21 protein-coding genes and 5 tRNA genes are annotated in these 16,526 nt (G+C 34.9%); 22 read left to right on the forward strand and 4 right to left on the reverse strand.

The annotated features are described in order from the left end of the window. Nucleotides 1–2 precede the first annotated feature (2 nt). From LS70_RS06790 to LS70_RS10315, 9 genes are all read left to right on the forward strand, one after another. Nucleotides 3–1,061: a DHH family phosphoesterase gene (locus LS70_RS06790; RefSeq protein WP_034290228.1), complete on the forward strand. Its 1,059-nt coding sequence runs from the start codon at nt 3–5 to the stop codon at nt 1,059–1,061. Nucleotides 1,062–1,070: 9 nt separating this feature from the next. Further along, on the forward strand, nt 1,071–1,316 hold the full coding sequence (locus tag LS70_RS06795) for a hypothetical protein (protein ID WP_034290226.1): 246 nt from the start codon (nt 1,071–1,073) through the stop codon (nt 1,314–1,316). Continuing rightward, complete coding sequence (gene purN / locus LS70_RS06800; protein WP_034290224.1) at nt 1,307–1,963, forward strand: phosphoribosylglycinamide formyltransferase; 657 nt, start codon at nt 1,307–1,309, stop codon at nt 1,961–1,963. The genes LS70_RS06795 and purN overlap by 10 nt, the downstream gene beginning before the upstream one ends. Beyond that, nucleotides 1,963–2,745 (forward strand): glycosyltransferase family 25 protein, encoded by a 783-nt coding sequence (locus tag LS70_RS06805; RefSeq protein WP_201273977.1) that lies wholly within the window; start codon nt 1,963–1,965, stop codon nt 2,743–2,745. The genes purN and LS70_RS06805 overlap by 1 nt, the downstream gene beginning before the upstream one ends. Continuing rightward, on the forward strand, nt 2,738–3,667 hold the full coding sequence (locus LS70_RS06810) for a capsular polysaccharide synthesis protein (RefSeq protein ID WP_034290222.1): 930 nt from the start codon (nt 2,738–2,740) through the stop codon (nt 3,665–3,667). The genes LS70_RS06805 and LS70_RS06810 overlap by 8 nt, the downstream gene beginning before the upstream one ends. Before the next feature lie 16 nt (nt 3,668–3,683). Further along, nucleotides 3,684–4,643, forward strand: a complete 960-nt coding sequence (locus LS70_RS06815; protein WP_052083411.1) for a WlaTC/HtrL family glycosyltransferase — start codon at nt 3,684–3,686, stop codon at nt 4,641–4,643. After that, nucleotides 4,633–5,532, forward strand: a complete 900-nt coding sequence (locus tag LS70_RS06820; protein ID WP_034290287.1) for a glycosyltransferase family 2 protein — start codon at nt 4,633–4,635, stop codon at nt 5,530–5,532. Before LS70_RS06815 ends, LS70_RS06820 begins: the two co-directional genes overlap by 11 nt. A gap of 112 nt (nt 5,533–5,644) precedes the next feature. After that, nucleotides 5,645–5,956: a hypothetical protein gene (locus LS70_RS06825; RefSeq protein WP_034290221.1), complete on the forward strand. Its 312-nt coding sequence runs from the start codon at nt 5,645–5,647 to the stop codon at nt 5,954–5,956. A gap of 303 nt (nt 5,957–6,259) precedes the next feature. Next, nucleotides 6,260–6,373 carry a glycosyltransferase family 4 protein gene (locus tag LS70_RS10315; RefSeq protein ID WP_138109394.1) on the forward strand — a complete coding sequence of 38 codons (114 nt, stop codon included), beginning with the start codon at nt 6,260–6,262 and terminating at the stop codon, nt 6,371–6,373. A 76-nt stretch (nt 6,374–6,449) separates the two neighbouring features. Here LS70_RS10315 and rny read toward each other — a convergent pair whose 3' ends face one another. From rny to LS70_RS06850, 4 genes are read right to left on the reverse strand one after another with little or no spacing between them, the layout of a single operon-like run. Beyond that, nucleotides 6,450–8,021, reverse strand: a complete 1,572-nt coding sequence (gene rny, locus LS70_RS06835) for a ribonuclease Y (RefSeq protein WP_034290219.1) — start codon at nt 8,019–8,021, stop codon at nt 6,450–6,452. After that, entirely contained in the window at nt 7,963–8,610 is a 648-nt protein-coding gene (locus LS70_RS06840; RefSeq protein WP_138109395.1) for a 5-formyltetrahydrofolate cyclo-ligase, read from the reverse strand. Before LS70_RS06840 ends, rny begins: the two co-directional genes overlap by 59 nt. Further along, on the reverse strand, nt 8,573–9,205 hold the full coding sequence (locus LS70_RS06845) for a hypothetical protein (RefSeq protein ID WP_052083409.1): 633 nt from the start codon (nt 9,203–9,205) through the stop codon (nt 8,573–8,575). Before LS70_RS06845 ends, LS70_RS06840 begins: the two co-directional genes overlap by 38 nt. Further along, a complete protein-coding gene (locus LS70_RS06850) occupies nt 9,195–11,285 on the reverse strand; it encodes a TonB-dependent receptor (RefSeq protein ID WP_236096453.1) in 2,091 nt (696 codons plus the stop codon). Before LS70_RS06850 ends, LS70_RS06845 begins: the two co-directional genes overlap by 11 nt. 157 nt (nt 11,286–11,442) lie before the next feature. On the opposite strand from LS70_RS06850, the gene LS70_RS06855 reads away from it, so the two are divergent. The 13 genes from LS70_RS06855 (at nt 11,443) to rplL (ending at nt 16,457) form a co-directional block, all read left to right on the forward strand. Further along, nucleotides 11,443–11,518, forward strand: a tRNA-Thr gene (locus LS70_RS06855). A gap of 52 nt (nt 11,519–11,570) precedes the next feature. Next, nucleotides 11,571–11,655 (forward strand) — tRNA-Tyr (locus LS70_RS06860). 7 nt (nt 11,656–11,662) lie between these two features. Then, nucleotides 11,663–11,739, forward strand: a tRNA-Gly gene (locus LS70_RS06865). Between the two features lie 87 nt (nt 11,740–11,826). Then, nucleotides 11,827–11,901: transfer RNA gene (locus LS70_RS06870), tRNA-Thr, on the forward strand. A gap of 149 nt (nt 11,902–12,050) precedes the next feature. Next, the gene (tuf, locus tag LS70_RS06875) at nt 12,051–13,253 is read left to right on the forward strand and encodes an elongation factor Tu (RefSeq protein WP_034290217.1); all 1,203 of its coding nucleotides are present in this window, start codon (nt 12,051–12,053) and stop codon (nt 13,251–13,253) included. A gap of 8 nt (nt 13,254–13,261) precedes the next feature. Next, nucleotides 13,262–13,432, forward strand: coding sequence for a 50S ribosomal protein L33 (gene rpmG / locus LS70_RS06880; protein WP_034290214.1), 171 nt, complete (start codon nt 13,262–13,264; stop codon nt 13,430–13,432). Nucleotides 13,433–13,483: 51 nt separating this feature from the next. Next, nucleotides 13,484–13,559, forward strand: a tRNA-Trp gene (locus tag LS70_RS06885). Nucleotides 13,560–13,588: 29 nt separating this feature from the next. Beyond that, nucleotides 13,589–13,768 carry a preprotein translocase subunit SecE gene (gene secE / locus LS70_RS06890; RefSeq protein WP_034290499.1) on the forward strand — a complete coding sequence of 60 codons (180 nt, stop codon included), beginning with the start codon at nt 13,589–13,591 and terminating at the stop codon, nt 13,766–13,768. Nucleotides 13,769–13,788: 20 nt separating this feature from the next. Then, on the forward strand, nt 13,789–14,313 hold the full coding sequence (nusG, locus tag LS70_RS06895) for a transcription termination/antitermination protein NusG (RefSeq protein ID WP_201273978.1): 525 nt from the start codon (nt 13,789–13,791) through the stop codon (nt 14,311–14,313). A gap of 22 nt (nt 14,314–14,335) precedes the next feature. Further along, complete coding sequence (rplK, locus tag LS70_RS06900) at nt 14,336–14,761, forward strand: 50S ribosomal protein L11 (RefSeq protein WP_034290511.1); 426 nt, start codon at nt 14,336–14,338, stop codon at nt 14,759–14,761. Nucleotides 14,762–14,783: 22 nt separating this feature from the next. Then, nucleotides 14,784–15,488, forward strand: coding sequence for a 50S ribosomal protein L1 (gene rplA, locus LS70_RS06905; protein WP_034290512.1), 705 nt, complete (start codon nt 14,784–14,786; stop codon nt 15,486–15,488). A gap of 92 nt (nt 15,489–15,580) precedes the next feature. Then, nucleotides 15,581–16,063, forward strand: coding sequence for a 50S ribosomal protein L10 (gene rplJ, locus LS70_RS06910; RefSeq protein WP_034290583.1), 483 nt, complete (start codon nt 15,581–15,583; stop codon nt 16,061–16,063). A 16-nt stretch (nt 16,064–16,079) separates the two neighbouring features. Further along, the gene (gene rplL / locus LS70_RS06915; RefSeq protein ID WP_034290514.1) at nt 16,080–16,457 is read left to right on the forward strand and encodes a 50S ribosomal protein L7/L12; all 378 of its coding nucleotides are present in this window, start codon (nt 16,080–16,082) and stop codon (nt 16,455–16,457) included. The last annotated feature ends 69 nt before the right edge of the window (nt 16,458–16,526 follow it).

Below are 16,526 nucleotides of genomic sequence, written 5' to 3' on the forward strand. Positions count from 1 at the left end.
ATATGCAAGTGTATCATTTATCCCATATTGATTTAGATGGCTATGGCTGCCAAATGGTTAGTCAAGAAATTTATAAAAATGCTTTTGAGAATCCTATTTTGTATTTTTATAATGCAAATTATGGAAAGGAAGTTATTGCGCGCTTAGAGCAGATTTATAAGCAGATTAAACTCCAAGATACAGGAAGTAAAGCACATATCTTAGTGAGTGATTTAAATCTAACACTTGAAGAGTGCCAAAAGCTTTCACAATCTGTATTAGAGCTAAATTTAGAGGGATTCCAAGTTAGTTTTGAATTGTTAGACCACCACAAAAGTGGGCAAGAATGCGCACAAAAATATGATTGGTATGTCTTAGATACAAAACGTTGTGCGACAAAAATTGTGTATGATACACTTTTAGAGCGTTATGGGCTTTGCGATTCCATAAAAGTTTGGCTAGAACCTATGGTGGATATGATAAATAGCATTGATTTGTGGTTAGAAAATACAACTTTCTTTGAGTTTGGTAAGGTAGCAATGCGTCTAATTGTAGAAGCAAAAGAACTTAATCGCTTTATGTTTGATGATACAGATAGGGAGTATAAATTAGAGCTTTTAAGAAATAGTGCGCAATTTCTAAAAGAAAATAATGGGCATATTCTCCTAGATAATGCGATTTTAGAGATGAAGAAATGTTTTTTAAAAGGAAGTTTGTTAAGTGATACGCTAGATAATTTGGTTTCGTATTATCAATGTGAGTTATTGCGCCAAAAGGCGGAATCTTGCAGTGTGTATTGGGGGCAGTATCGGGGATTTTTGAGTTATAGTATTGGGAATATTTCTGTGCTAGCAAATTTATTTTTAAAGCATAATACGCAATTTGATTTTTTTATGGATATAAGCACTAGAGGGAATGTAAGTTTGCGTGCAAATAATGCTTGTGATGTGAGTTTGCTAGCACAAAAATGCTTTAATGGTGGAGGACACCCTAATGCAAGCGGGGGCAAGATTGATGGGTTTAAAGAAAGTTTTGTATATGCAGATATTAAAGCAAATATACAAGATATTTTAGAATCATAAGGAGTAAAAATGGAAAGAATAAAAGAGCTAGAAGAAGAAGTTGAAGAGCTATCAATTCAACTTAGTGATATGCTGTGTGCAGCGTTAATTTTAAGCGGAGCAAAAGAAGAGAGTATTCAAGAAGCATTAGATGCGTATATTGATAATCTTGATGAAGAGAGTGTGGAATATGGGGTTAAGGAGATTTTGCAAAATATTGAAAACCTAAAAGCTACACACCCAAAGCTTTTTTCTAAGAACAAAGTATGCAAGTAAAACGTATTGCGATTCTCTTTAGTGGTAATGGAAGTAATTTAGAAGCATTAATCAAAGCTTTGCATAATCAATGCTTTGGTGTAAAAGATGAAGCCTTGCAGTGTTCTAGCGAGTATTCAATCGGTGGAATCCATCATACATTTATTAAAGGCGGGGATTCTTTTAAGGTTGAAGTTGTGCTAGCTTTGAGTAACAAAAAAGACGCTTATGGATTGGTGCGCGCTAAGAATCTAGGAATACAAACACAAGTTTTAGAAAGTGCGGCATTTAAAGATAGAGAAGAGTTTGATAAAAATCTTGTAGAGATTTTAGAGCCTTTGGAGTTAGATTTATGCGTGTTAGCTGGATTTATGCGTATTTTAACCCCAGTTTTTACAAATGCGATAAGAGCGGTTAATATCCACCCATCGCTTTTGCCGCTTTTTAAAGGAGCGCATGGAATCAAGGAATCTTATGAAAGCACGATGAAGCTTGGCGGTGTTAGTGTGCATTTTGTAAGTGATGAGCTAGATGGTGGGGAGTTGATAGCACAAGGGGTAATTGCCAAAAAAGATAAGGAAGGTTTGGAATCTTATGAAGAGCGCGTGCATCAATTAGAGCATTATTTGTATCCTTTGGCTGTGCTAGAGATTTTAAGGGCTAGATAATGCAGGGTTTGAAATTTTTTGTTATTAATTTAATAGCTGCAACGCAAAGGAGGGAATACATTTCAAATCTTTGCTTAAAATATCATTTGGATTTTGAGATTATTGATGCAGTAAATGGCAAAGAGTTAGATGAAAGCGTTATTGCAAATGTAAGTAATCCCGCAGGTAGTCAGAATCTTTTAGGAAGAACTCTATCAAAAGGAGAAATAGGCTGTGCTTTAAGCCACAAAAAAGCGTTTGAGAGAATGTTTGCACTTGGATTAGAAGAATGCGTAATCTTAGAAGATGATGCGTGGTTTGATGAAAGATTGGAATATCTTTTAAGTTTGCGCAAAGATTTTCCTAAAGATTTGGAGTTGCTATTACTTGGGCATTATCGGCAAGTGTATTTAGACGATGGATTTCGCATAGAATCGCCATTTTCAAGATGTTATGATTATGCTTTGGATTCCACTTATCATTTGAAGCGACTTGTTGGGGGAGGGTTTGGCACGCATGCGTTGTATTGGAAGCTTAAAGGGGCGCAAAAAATGTATCAACATTTAGAAAAAATCCTTGTCCCTTATGACCATAGCACAAGTGATGATAATGTCGTAAATGTGTATGCGCTTTATCCTGTTGTCGTAGAGACTGATGAGGTGTTTGGCAAGGAAACATCGGTGCAGGATTCTAATACTAATCGCACTAAAAGGCGTCCAAAATGGCGCAAATATCTTAAAAGATTTAAAAAAGAAATTTTATTTTTGATTCCAAGTTTTAAGAGATTAAAAGAATATGTGTAAGTTGTTGTATGCTTTAGCGGAGCTGATTCCTATAAAGTCTTTAAGAAGAAGTCTTAAAGCAAAAAAAGAAGCTATGGCGCAAAGCCAAGTCGCGAAGTATTTAAATGCGCATTATGTGGAATCTTATTTTGAAAATAAATTGCAAAAATGGGATTTTACACCTAAAGTGGATTTTAAAGGGCAAAAGATTATTTGGCAATTATGGTTTCAAGGAGAAGAGCAAGCTCCAGAGATAGTAAAAGCGTGCTTTGCTTCGGTTAGAAAACATATGGGAGATACGCATAAAATTATCATTTTAGATGAAAATTCCATAAAAGATTATATAGATTTTCCGCCTTTTGTGGCTGAAAAAATGCAAAACAAAGAATTTACAAAAACTTTTTTTTCGGATTTGCTGCGCGTGGCGTTGCTATCAACCTATGGAGGGATTTGGCTAGACGCGACTATTTTTTTAAGTGGCAGGATTCCACAAGAGATTTGCGAAAAAGATTTTTTTGCCCCAATACGCTCTCCAAATGCTCCAAAAGATTATAAGCGTTGGATAAATTTTAACTACCGCTATTTTTGTTGGGATAAAGATTTTATGGTGAAATTTTGTAGTAGCTTTATGGTGGGAAAAGCTAATAACCCTATGGTTGTGGCATTAAGAGATACAATGTTGCAATATTGGGAGAATGAGAACATTTTGAGACATTATTTTGTCTTTCAGATTCTATTTGAGCTTGTAAATGCGCATTTTAGAATCTCTTTTGAAGGGCAAAATGATACAGAGATTCATTTGCTACAATTATTTGCAAAAAGCTCTTATGACGCGGCTTTGTGGGATAGTATAAAAGAAAAATCATCAGTGCATAAACTTACCTATCATAAATCGCTAAAAGATTCTATGGTGGATAATATTGTTTTGCGTGGTAAAAGTTAGTATTACAAGGATTAATGTGGAAAATATAGAATCTATGACGATAGTAACTGCATTTTATGATATTAAAAGAGAAAATCTTGACGATTTTAAAAGAGATTATACAAGGTATTATGAATATTTTGCATTTTGGGCTGGCGTTAAAAATCCTTTAATTGTCTATACGACAAAAGAGCATGAAGAAGCGATTTTGAAAATCAGAAAAGCAAAAGGGTTAGAATCCAAAACGCAAGTGATTATCAAGCCTTTAGAATCCTTTGATACAAGTGCATTAGAGAAAATCCAAAAAACTTTTAAAGATTTTGACCAAACACAAGGGCGTAAAAATCCACAAAATATAGAATGTTTAAGTGCGGAATATTGCTACTTAATGTATTGTAAGCCTTATTTTGTTTGTGATGCGATAGAGCGTGGAATCGTGAGCAGGCAGGTTTTATGGCTTGATTTTGGATATAACCACGGAGGGAAATTTTATCAAGATTCTAAACAATTTGATTTTCTCTTGACGCCACAGAAAAATATTGAACATGATAAAATCAATTTTTTCTCTATAAAAGACAATGAAAAAGATAGTATTGCTGAAATTTATTTTAATATGAATGTTTTTTTGATAGGTTCTTTGTTTTCGGGGAATATTCAAGCTTGGATAGCATTAAAAGAGCACTTTAAAAAGGCTTTGGAGGCTTTTACATCTTTAAATATTTTTGATGACGACCAAATTTTACTTGTATGGTGTTATAGGAATTTTCCACAAAATTATCATGTCATTAGGACTTATGAGTGGTTTGCTGCGCTGGATAATTTTATTCCAAAAGAGATTTGCCAAGCATTAAAGCGGAATCTTAAAGAATCATTACCTTATCGTCAAGCAAAAGCAAAATACAAAGAAGCGTTCAAGAAAAGAAATGCTGCACAATGCTTGTATTATGGATTCTTATATGTGTGGTATAAAATATTTAAGGACAGAAATGCAGCCTAAAATCTCTATTATTATCCCTGTTTATAATGTAGAAAAATATATTGCAGAATGCTTAGAATCTTGTATTAATCAGACTTTAAAAGAAATTGAGATTATTCTAGTAGATGATTGTGGAAATGATAGAAGTATGGAGATTGTAAAAGAGTATGCAAGAAGGGATTCTAGGATAAGAATAATCCAAATGGCAGAAAATCAAAAGTCAATGTTAGCGCGCTTTGAGGGGGCAAAAGTTGCAAAAGCGGATTATATTATGTTTTTGGATTCTGATGATTTTTTAGAGCTTAATACATGTGAGATTGCATTGCAAGAAGGGTTTGATTATATCACTTTTGGAATGTTTAGGTATTGTCAAGGAAAGAGAAGAAAACTTTTTATATTTAATCATCAAGAATTTTTGAGCCTAAAAGATTATAGTAATTGGCTATATCGACAAAAATATCCAAATTTATCCATGGTTGGAAAATTAATAAAAAAAGATAAATTTTTAAAAGCAATGGATTCTTTTACAAAAAGAAAAATTTCAATGGCAGAAGATGTGATGGTAAATTTTTTCTTAATTTGTGAATGTGAGAAATTTTTAAATCTTTCTGATGTTTTGTATAATTATCGGTTAAACATGGCTTCTACATCTCAAACAAACAATCTGAAAAAAATCAAAACAAATTATCAAGATTTAGAGTTTGTCCTATCTACAATACAAAATGCTTCTAATAAAAATCAAAAAATCGCTTCTTTATATCTTACGCAACTTAAAGACGAGCAGCAAAAAACTATGTGCAAAATTAAAAGCATAGAAGGTAGATTGTCTTTTAAAGATAAGTTAGAGAGATTTTTCTTTAAAAAGTCTTTTGCATTAAGGAGAAAAATAAGAGTAAAATTAGGTTTGTAAAACATTGTTATGCAGCAGTGGTTGGAGCTGTTTAGGAAAACAAAATAGAATCAAAATAAAGTGAGATTTGTTTTTATGTTATAATTGAAACTTCCAACAAAAAGGAGAGAAAATGGTATCAAATATTGATTATTCTAAGTATGAAAATATGGATAAAAAACGTTTAATGAATGCGTTAATTTCTACTGAAAATAAAATCTCAAAATACAAACAAGAAATAGAAAATCATCTCAATTTAAAAAAATTTTTAGAATCAAAAATCAAAAAATCTTTGACTGGTAATAAAGCGCAAATAAAAGCAGTTTTGGTTCAAGATTCTAAAATCCTAAATAGCATAAAAGCATCAATTAGCAAAACAGAAAAAAAGCAAATTGAAGCAGAGTTAGAAAAAGAAATTAATGCGGAATATACAGATGAATTTTGAGCTAAGGATTGCACCAAAAGTCGAAAAATGGCTTGAAAAATTTGCAAAGAAAAATCTTCATCAGGCTCAAAAAATAGTATTGTTTATTGATAAATTGAAAGATTGCAAAAATCCTTTAGGGCTACCAAATGTAAAAAATTAGTCAATTACAAAGATAATCGTTATCGTTGGAGAATTAGAGATTATAGAATCATTGCTACAATTTCAGAAAATAGAGAAATACAAATTATAAAAATTATCGAAATTGAAAAACGCAATGACACAATATATTCTCACACAAAAAGCCGATAATAAGGAAATAGAGTGAAAATTTTGATTGTTATAGAAAATGTTTGTTGTTTTGGTGGCACAGAAAAGGTTGCGGCTAACCTTGCAAATGCCTTTGCGGGGGGGGGGGGCAAATGTAGCAGTTTTTAGCTTTTTTGATTCTGGAATTTTACCAGCTTATAAATTTGATGGAAAAATTAAAGCTTTTAATGCGAGCAAAGTTAATTTACTCCGCCACAGCGCAGGCTCTAGTTTCTCTAATCACACTAACTTTTACTTCGCCGGGATATTGCACATTAGATTCTATATCTTTTGCAATCTCTTTTGCTAAAACATAAGCTTCATCATCGTCAATATCTTCTGATTTGACAATCACACGCACTTCGCGTCCAGAATTAATAGCATAAGCGTGTAAAACACCCATTTTGGAAGTGGCGATTTTTTCTATCTCGCTAACGCGTCTTAGGTAATTCTCTAGCACTTCGCGCCTCGCGCCCGGGCGTGCTGCGGAGAGTGCATCAGCAGCGCAAACAGCAGCAGCTTCGATACTTTTTATCTCTTCATTACCATGATGAGATAGAATCGCATTTAAAACCACCGGAGGTTCGTTATAACGTCTTGCGATTTCTGCTCCTAGTTCTACATGCGTGCCTTTAAACTCGTGTGTGCGTGATTTACCTATATCGTGTAATAATCCTGCGCGTGTCGCAAGCATACAATCTCCACCAAGTTCAGCAGCGATGATTCCTGCTAAGTTTGCGACTTCTAGGGAATGTGCTAAAGCATTTTGTCCATAACTAGCGCGGTAGCGTAGCTTGCCGATTAATTTTTTAATTTCTGGGTGGATTCCGCTAAGTCCTAAGTCGAGCGTTACATGTTCTCCTTCTTTGTAGATGTTTTCTTCAAACTCATCGAAGCATTTTTGATAGATTTCTTCAATTCTTGCAGGTTGGATTCTGCCATCTTCAACTAGGCGGTTGATTGTTTCTACCGCGATTGCGCGCCGATACAGATTGTGTGAGCTTACAATAATCACATTTGGCGTATCATCAATGATAATATCCACGCCGCAAATCATTTCTAAGCATTTGATATTGCGCCCTTCTTTGCCAATAATGCGCGCTTTTAAATCATCGCTTGGCAAAACAATACTTTGGATAAGTCGCTCTGCTGCAAATTCTCCTGCAAAACGCGATGTCGCCATTGCTAAAATATAATTTGCCTTTTCTTTTGCGATTTCTTTTGCTTGTGTTTCTTGCTCTCTTATGATTTTTGAAGCTTCTAGTTTGGATTCTTCTTTAATGCGTTCTAAAAACATTTGTTTTGCTTCATTTTTAGTAAGGTTAGCTACTTTGGATAAACTTTGTGTAAGTTCTTCGAGTTTTGCATTATAAGTATTTTTTAGCTTTTTTAGGGATTCTTGTTCTTTAAAGAGGGCATTGCGGTCTTTGTGTAACAAATGCTTTTCATGCTCAATTTTGCAAATTTCTCTTTCCATATTTTGGGATTGCGCTAATTTTTCCTTTTCAAAAAGTAGCAAATTTGCTTCATGTTCTTTTAAGATTTTACTACTTTCCCTATCGGCATTGAGTTTTGCTTCTAGTTCAATATCTTTTGCCTTAATCTTTGATTCTTGTAAAAATCTCTCTGCCTCGTATTCAATAGCTTTTGCCCTTGCATTTGCCTGCTCAAGTTGGATTTTAGAGCTTGCAAGTGAGAGTTTGCGCGAAATGAGATAACTACCGCCGCCGGCGACTAGAGCAGAGAGAATAGAACTTGTAACAACCCATGTAATCATTGTTTATATCCTTAAATTTTAGGAGAGCAAAGGGCGTAATAAATATATTTGCTTGTAAATCATAAGATTGTGTGATAGCGTGTTGTGCAAGATTTAAAGCACGGCATATAAAAATTGTTTGCGGTTTTGTTTTTAAAGTGCTAAAAAATCTATCATACATTCCTTTGCCAAATCCTATACGTTTAAATGTTTTATCGATTCCAATTACAGGGACAATTGCGTAATCAAGTTTTGAGATTTTAAAAGATGAATCCCTAGATTCATAAACTCCAAAAGCCCTTTTTTGCATTGGAAGTCTATATTTTACAATTTTAAAACTAATACCCTGCATAAGGGGCAGAAAAATTTGTATCTTTTTTTGTTTTTTGTAAAAATGTAATAGTTTTCTAATATCAAACTCTATGGGCAAGGGATAGTAAAATAAGATATTAATAGGGCGTTTAGATTTGTGGGTGGCAATGTAGCGTTCAATTTCTATTTTTAGGGATTTTTGAATCTTAGTATCAAGCAAAAGTGTATTATTTTTTTTATAAATTTTTTCAAGATTGTTTTTAAAAACTTTGCGATAATCTGCTTTTAAATCGGACATTTTTTCTCTTTTTAAAGGCGTAAAATATTGTGAAAAATACGCAACATTGTAACAGAAATAATAAAAAATGTATTTTGTAGATTTGCACTTCTTTTTGCATAATATTTTGGGATTCTAAAAACGCATAAAATAAAAATGCGATTCCAAGTCCTAAAAGATAGCCGATTTGCTTGCGTTTATCTAAAGCGGATAAAATGCGCCTTTTTGAAAAAATGAGCGTTTCAGCGCGCCCTAAATAATCGCCAAAAATAAAGGTGATTTGATAAAGGATATAAACAAGAATCGCGCCTAAAAATGTATGTGGAAAGGCTAAAAAGGCAAGGATATAAAAAAAGGGAATCAGCTCAATTCCTAAAAGAATCACTTTGTAGGGCTTTTCTTTTAGGATTTTTGTGTAAAAAAATGTCAAGCACCATGCACCAAATGCGAGCGCGATTCCACCAATGGAATAAATTTTTGGGCTAAGCGGGGTATAGATTGTAAAGATTGTCCCTAGAGAAACTCCCAAAAATAGGGAGTTTAGAAGTTTATAAGCAAGGTAGAATCGCAGATGAATCCTAGGCTTGCTTTTGATTGTTTTTATCTCACCACACATATTTTATTCCGCCGCCAAAAATGCGCTCAAACTCATAAGGATAATATTTTTCAGAGACAAGAATCGCGTTTTTGTGGTCTGTGAGATTCTGCACATAGGCATAAATTTCAAAACTTTTAAGCTTGTAACTTGCGCTTAAATTTAGGCTTTGGTAATTTGGGGCTTTTTCTTGTGCGTTATTATAGTCATTATAATCATACATACTAGAGCCAAATTTATAAGAGATTCCAAGATTGAGTTGTGAAATGGGTAGATAATTAAGACTTGCGCTAAAGGTGTGTTTGGGAACACCCGGAATCGCATTGCCTTGATATGTGTCGCTTCGTATTGTGGAATCCACATAAGCATAGCCAAGACGCGAAGAAATTTGTGAGCCAAAATGTGTAGTAAAACTCGCTTCTCCGCCGATTCTACGCGTTTTACCTAAGCTTTTATTTTGGTAAGTAAAAGGCTCAAAATATGCTTCATCACTTCCATTAATCCAAAAGAGATTCCCCCCTAATTCGTGGATTCCAAAGATAGTCTTTGTGCCAATTTGGTAAGTATCAAAAGTCGCAGTTTCTATAAGATGATTTAAATTACCTTGCCAATCAAACAGATAATCCACATTTGGCACGATAAAACTGCGAGAATAAGAAGCAAAAAGTGCGGTTTGCGCACTTAAATCATAGTGGAATCCAAACTCACCACCAAGTAAATTCTCTGATTGGGATTCTCCCATTTTAGAGATTACCCTTTGCGTGGAGATTCCAGCATTTAATGTAGAATCCCCAAAGTATTTTTCACCATTAAGATATGCTAGTATGGATTCTACTTGCGCTTTTGTGCCTTGATTTCTGCGTTCATTTGTGCGCAATTCTCCGCCAAATTCTGCCAAAAAGGAATCGTTTTTAAACTGCGTATTAAAATCTCCAAAAAGTCCTTTTCCTTCAAGTCTGTTATTAAAATTAGTATAGCGACTTGTGTTTCTGCTGCCACCGATATTAACATCTGTTATGATTCCAGAATCACTAAAGCTTGTAAAGCCTGTGGAATAGGCTAAATCCCAACGCTTTTGGTGCGTCCAAGTATCTCCGCCAAAAGAAGAAGGCAAGGGGGCTTGTGTGGGATTGTTTGTGAATTGCTCTTTTGTGAGCGGGTTTGCGTATTTGATTCCATATTTTGCATAATTTAAATTTGCTTTTAAGATTAAAGAATCATCGGGATACAAAAATGCAGTGATTCCACCATTTTTGTTATAGCTGCCGTCTTTTTCCTCACTTCCTTGCGTGATTTTCCTTGCACCTTCATTGTGTTGGTATTGTCCATATACTCCGATATTTAAAGCATCTCTAACTTCGCGCGCGAAAAATTGTGAGTTTAATGTATCGTAACTTGCGTAGCCTACATTAAATGTGCCACCTTTGGTGCGCTTAGTGGTGATTTTTAGGATTCCACTTGTTGCGCCGCTTCCATATTTGGTTGTTCCTTTGCCTTTGAGTATTTCTATTTTGGCAATAGAATCTAGCGGGATACTACTTAGTGAAATTGGTGCGCCATCAATATTATCTAAACGCATTCCATCAACAATAATGGCAATATTTTTATGTCCATTTTGTCCAAATCCGCGTAAATCAATATTTGCTGTGTAAGGATTGCCATAATTTGTTGTAATTTTAAGTAGAGAATGAGAGTTTAAGAAGTCATAGATATTTTGAGCATTGGATTGTTGAATCTCTTGTGCGTCAAACTCTTCTTTAAAATCCACATTCTCCACAAACTCTTCTGTATGGATAATAGAAAGTTTGAGATTCTTTTGAGCAGAATCTGATTTTTCATTAAGTGCTAGATTTTGGTTTTGCGCTAAAAGTGCGCTATTGAGTGCCAAAATCGCAGCAAGTGAAAAATATTTCTTTCTAAAACCTTTGGGACAAAGATTTTTGTGGTTTTTTTTCATTAGAAAACCTTTCATTAAATTTTGCAAAGATTGTGCATTTTGGAGTTTAAAATTAGATTTGGAATCTTGTGTAAAACTTCTAAAGCTTGAACCTTTGCAAGCTGCTATTATAGCTAAAGTTTCGCCATATTTTAAAGATTTCAAAAAGATTTGCAAAGGGAGATAAGAGAAAGATTAGGAAAGAGATTCTAAAAATATGGAATCTTAATTAGAATTTTTAGGAATTTAAAGAATAAAGTATTGACAATTAAAGCAAAAGATAGTAGAATCTCACTTCATTTTTATGAAAAATGTAAAAAATGCTGGCGTAGCTCAGTTGGTAGAGCAGCTGCCTTGTAAGCAGCAGGCCGGGGGTTCGAGTCCCTTTGCCAGCTCCAGATAATTTATAAATTTTTTCAGTGTTTGACCAGTTTTTATTAATAATTTTGGGGTGAGATACTCAAGTGGCCAACGAGGGCAGACTGTAAATCTGCTGTCTCCGACTTCCGTGGTTCGAATCCACGTCTCACCACCATAGCCATGCGGGAGTAGCTCAGTTGGCTAGAGCATCAGCCTTCCAAGCTGAGGGTCGCGGGTTCGAGCCCCGTTTCCCGCTCCATACTGGGAGCTGATTCTGCAATTTTCTTTAAAATAATCAGCAAGCACTTTTAAATAAATTTATGTCGTATTGTTTATTAGAATTTTTGCCCATATAGCTCAGTGGCAGAGCACTTCCTTGGTAAGGAAGAGGCCGGCGGTTCAATCCCGCTTATGGGCTCCAGTTTTTCAAAGGTTGCATAATTTTTAAGTGTGTAAATTGTGCAAGAGGTATGATAGAATTGTAGAAAATGTTACGATTCTTAATTTTAAAATTGGTAAAAATAGTGTAGAATATCCGCTATTTTAAACTTAAAATTTTAGGAGAGGCTTATGGCTAAGGAAAAATTTAATAGAGGGAACAAACCTCACGTAAATGTTGGGACAATCGGGCACGTTGACCATGGTAAAACAACTCTAAGTGCCGCAATTTCTGCTGTTCTATCACAAAAAGGTCTAGCAGAGCTAAAAGATTATGATAATATTGATAATGCTCCTGAAGAGAAAGAGCGCGGTATTACTATCGCAACTTCTCATATTGAGTATGAAACAGAAAAAAGACACTATGCGCATGTGGATTGTCCCGGACACGCTGACTATGTTAAAAATATGATTACAGGTGCTGCGCAAATGGACGGAGCGATTCTTGTTGTTTCTGCTGCAGATGGTCCTATGCCTCAAACTAGAGAGCATATTCTTCTATCTCGCCAAGTAGGTGTTCCTTATATTGTTGTTTTTATGAATAAACAAGATATGGTCGATGATGAAGAATTGTTAGAATTGGTAGAAATGGAGATTAGAGAGCTTTTATCAAGTTATGAATTCCCAGGTGATGATACTCCAATTATTGCAGGTTCTGCGCTTAAAGCTCTTGAAGAAGCAAAGGCAGGTAATTTAGGTGAGTGGAGTGATAAAATCATGAAGCTTATGGACGCAGTAGATGAATATATTCCAACTCCAGTGCGTGAAACAGATAAAACTTTCTTGATGCCTATTGAAGATGTATTCTCGATTGCTGGTCGTGGAACTGTTGTTACAGGAAGAATTGAAAGAGGAATCGTAAAAGTTGGTGATGAAATCGAAATCGTAGGAATTCGCCCAACTCAAAAAACAACTGTAACCGGTGTTGAAATGTTTAGAAAAGAGCTTGACCAAGGTGAAGCTGGAGATAATGTTGGTGTGCTTTTAAGAGGAACAAAGAAAGAAGAAGTAGAAAGAGGTATGGTTTTATGTAAGCCCGGCTCAATTACTCCTCACAAAAAATTTGAAGGAGAAATCTACGTCCTTTCTAAAGATGAAGGTGGAAGACATACTGCATTCTTTAATGGTTATAGACCGCAATTTTATGTAAGAACAACGGATATTACAGGTTCTATCCAACTACAAGATGGCGTAGAAATGGTAATGCCGGGTGATAACGTCAAAATTACAGTTGAGTTAATCAACCCAATCGCACTTGAAGATGGAACACGTTTTGCAATTCGTGAAGGTGGTAGAACTGTTGGTGCGGGTGTTGTTACTAAGATTATTGAATAGGCTTGACAATGGCTAAGGGTAATCGTGTAAAAATTGGACTTAAATGTTCTGAATGTGGAGATATTAATTACAGCACTGTAAAGAATGCAAAAACCACAACAGAAAAACTGGAGCTTAAGAAGTTCTGCCCAAGACTAAACAAACATACAATTCATAAAGAAGTAAAACTTAAAAGCTAAGTGCTGCGGGGGGGGGGGTGCTTTCCCTGCTTCTTAGCTTTTATTATTTATAGGTCAGTAGCTCCAATGGTAGAGCGTCGGTCTCCAAAACCGAATGCTGGGGGTTCGAGTCCCTCCTGACCTGCCATTTTGGAATAAAGAGAGACGAATTTAGCAATGAAAAAACTAATTACCTATTATAGACTATCCAAAGAAGAATTATCTAAAGTTATTTTTCCTACAAAAGAGCAAGTAAGAAATGCTTTTATTTCTGTTGTTCTTGTTGTAACGGTTATTGCTCTATTCTTGGCATTGGTAGATTTCATTCTCGGTAGTTTTGTTTCTAGTATTTTATAAGTTAGGATTTGTTTATGGCATTGTATTGGTATGCAATTCAAACATATTTTGGTAGCGAACAAGCTGTAAAACGTGGTATTGAAAATCTAGTGAGCGAACATCACTTAGAAGAAAGAATCACAGATATTGTTGTTCCAACAGAAGATATTATCGAAGTGAAAAACAACAAGAAAAAAATTAGCGAACGCAGTCTTTACCCGGGGTATGTTTTTGTAAAAATTGATTTAGATACAGCATTGTGGCACACCATTCAATCTTTGCCTAAAGTGAGTCGTTTTATTGGAGAATCCAAAAAACCGACACCTTTGAGCGAAGCAGATATTAATCATATTATCGAAAAAGTGCAAAATCGCGCAGCTCCAAAGCCAAAAATTATTTTTGAGGCAGGAGAAGTTGTCCGAATCATTGAAGGTCCTTTTGCAAACTTCACAGGCACGGTAGAAGAATATGATATGGAGCATAGAAAATTAAAACTCAATGTTTCAATCTTTGGTCGAAGCACTCCGATTGAAATACTTTATTCACAAGTGGAAAAAATAGTTTAATAACTAAAAACAAGGATAAGTTATGGCAAAAAAAATTGTTGGCGAACTTAAGCTTCAGATTCCAGCAGGAAAAGCAAATCCATCTCCACCCGTAGGTCCAGCATTAGGGCAACGCGGTGTGAATATTATGGAATTCTGTAAAGCATTTAATGAGAAAACAAAAGATATGGGAAATTTTAATATTCCTGTAATTATTACTGTTTATCAAGATAAAAGTTTTACTTTTATTACTAAAAAACCTCCTGTTACAGATTTGATTAAAAAAGCAGCAGGAATCCAAAAAGGTTCAGACAATCCTCTAAAAAACAAAGTAGGAAAGCTAACAAAAGCTCAAGTTTTGGATATTGTCAAAACAAAAATGGATGATTTAAATGCAAACACAGAAGAAGCGGCAATTAAAATTGTTGAGGGAAGTGCTCGTAGTATGGGCATTGAAGTTGTAGATTAAAAAGACGCGTTGGAGTATAGAAATGGCAAAAAAATTAACAAAAAGAATGCAGAATCTTCTTAATAAAGTGGATTGCACGAAAATATACGATATTACAACCGCTTCTGCAACAGTTAAGTCTTTAGCATCTGCTAAGTTTGATGAAACAGTTGAAGTTGCGTTAAGTTTAGGTGTAGATCCAAGACATGCAGACCAAATGATTCGTGGTGCTGTTGTGTTGCCTAATGGCACAGGAAAAAGTGTGCGTGTGGCAGTTTTTGCAAAAGGTGCAAAGGCAGATGAGGCAAAAGCAGCAGGAGCTGATGTTGTTGGTGATGATGATTTAGCAGAGCAAATCAAAAATGGTGATTTGAATTTTGATATGGTGATTGCAACACCAGATATGATGGCACTTGTAGGTAAAGTAGGTAGAATCCTAGGACCAAAAGGCTTAATGCCAAATCCAAAAACAGGCACTGTTACAATGGAAATCTCAAAAGCTGTTAGCAATGCAAAAAGCGGGCAAGTAAATTATCGTGTAGATAAAAAAGGTATCATTCACGCCCCAGTTGGCAAAGCAAGTTTTGATGCAAAAAAACTTGAAGAAAACATCATTGCGCTTGTAAAAAATATTAATAAGCAAAAACCAGCAAGTGCTAAAGGCAAATATATTAAAAATGCAACATTAGCTTTAACAATGAGTCCATCTTTAACACTTGATGCTCAAGAGCTAATTGATATGAAATAATTTATTCTTGTTTTTATCTTAGACTAATGACTATAGGGGCTTTAGCTTAAAAATTACCCTATATAAGTCTTTCGTCTGAAAGGAGGTTAATGATGACAAAAGCAGAAAAAACCGCTCTAATTGAAAATCTAACTGCTGAATTTAAAGCATCAAATGCAATTATTGTTTGTGATTATAAAGGTTTGACAGTTAAAGAGTTGGAATCTTTAAGAGCAAGCGCAAGAGAGCAAAATGCAAAAGTTCAAGTGATTAAAAATACACTTGCGTCAATTGCATTGAAAAATTCTAGCATTGAAGGATTAGAGTTAAAAGAGAATAATATTTTTGTTTGGAGTGAAGATCAAATTTCTCTAGCAAAAGTTGTTAGCAAATTCTCAAGTTCTGTGGGTGGAAAGTTAGCAATCAAAATAGGTTGTCTTGAAGGCGAAGTCGTGGATGCAAAACATATAGAAGCTGTTTCGAAACTCCCATCCAAAGAAGAGCTTATTGGTATGTTGTTGTCCGTTTGGACTGCTCCTGCTCGTTATTTTGTTACAGGGCTGGATAATTTACGCAAACAAAAAGAAGCGCAATAAATATTAGGAGAAAATTATGGCAATTTCAAAAGAAGATGTATTAGAGTATATTGGTAACCTTTCTGTTATGGAACTTTCAGAGCTTGTAAAAGCTTTTGAAGAGAAATTTGGTGTTTCTGCAGCTCCAACAGTTGTTGCAGGTGCTGCTTCTGGCGGTGGCGGTGCTGCTTCTTCTGAAGAAAAAACAGAATTTGATATTATTCTTACAGATAGTGGGGATAAGAAAATCAATGTTATTAAGGTTGTAAGAGAAGTAACAGGGCTTGGGTTAAAAGAAGCAAAAGATGCGGTTGAAAAAACTCCATTTACTGTTAAAGAAGGCATTAAGAAAGAAGACGCTGATGCAATCAAGGCAAAATTTGAAGAAGCTGGTGCGAAAGTCGATATTAAATAATTTTTTGGGGGCTTTGTGTCCCCATTTTCATTTTTCTTCCAAAATTCTACATTTATTATAGAGGTAAAA

Origin of the sequence: Helicobacter sp. MIT 11-5569 (assembly GCF_000765695.2) — a bacterium.
Lineage (GTDB): Bacteria > Campylobacterota > Campylobacteria > Campylobacterales > Helicobacteraceae > Helicobacter_D.

Coding starts and splice junctions, on each gene's coding strand:
- rplL (WP_034290514.1), top strand. CDS start 16,080: ATGGCAATTTCAAAAGAAGATGTATTAGAGTATATTGGTAACCTTTCT.
- rplA (WP_034290512.1), top strand. CDS start 14,784: ATGGCAAAAAAATTAACAAAAAGAATGCAGAATCTTCTTAATAAAGTG.
- rpmG (WP_034290214.1), top strand. CDS start 13,262: ATGGCTAAGGGTAATCGTGTAAAAATTGGACTTAAATGTTCTGAATGT.
- LS70_RS06820 (WP_034290287.1), top strand. CDS start 4,633: ATGCAGCCTAAAATCTCTATTATTATCCCTGTTTATAATGTAGAAAAA.
- LS70_RS06805 (WP_201273977.1), top strand. CDS start 1,963: ATGCAGGGTTTGAAATTTTTTGTTATTAATTTAATAGCTGCAACGCAA.
- LS70_RS06840 (WP_138109395.1), bottom strand. CDS start 8,610: ATGTCCGATTTAAAAGCAGATTATCGCAAAGTTTTTAAAAACAATCTT.
- rplJ (WP_034290583.1), top strand. CDS start 15,581: ATGACAAAAGCAGAAAAAACCGCTCTAATTGAAAATCTAACTGCTGAA.
- LS70_RS06795 (WP_034290226.1), top strand. CDS start 1,071: ATGGAAAGAATAAAAGAGCTAGAAGAAGAAGTTGAAGAGCTATCAATT.
- LS70_RS06810 (WP_034290222.1), top strand. CDS start 2,738: ATGTGTAAGTTGTTGTATGCTTTAGCGGAGCTGATTCCTATAAAGTCT.
- secE (WP_034290499.1), top strand. CDS start 13,589: ATGAAAAAACTAATTACCTATTATAGACTATCCAAAGAAGAATTATCT.
- rplK (WP_034290511.1), top strand. CDS start 14,336: ATGGCAAAAAAAATTGTTGGCGAACTTAAGCTTCAGATTCCAGCAGGA.
- LS70_RS06845 (WP_052083409.1), bottom strand. CDS start 9,205: ATGTGTGGTGAGATAAAAACAATCAAAAGCAAGCCTAGGATTCATCTG.
- LS70_RS06790 (WP_034290228.1), top strand. CDS start 3: ATGCAAGTGTATCATTTATCCCATATTGATTTAGATGGCTATGGCTGC.
- LS70_RS06825 (WP_034290221.1), top strand. CDS start 5,645: ATGGTATCAAATATTGATTATTCTAAGTATGAAAATATGGATAAAAAA.
- purN (WP_034290224.1), top strand. CDS start 1,307: ATGCAAGTAAAACGTATTGCGATTCTCTTTAGTGGTAATGGAAGTAAT.
- rny (WP_034290219.1), bottom strand. CDS start 8,021: ATGATTACATGGGTTGTTACAAGTTCTATTCTCTCTGCTCTAGTCGCC.
- tuf (WP_034290217.1), top strand. CDS start 12,051: ATGGCTAAGGAAAAATTTAATAGAGGGAACAAACCTCACGTAAATGTT.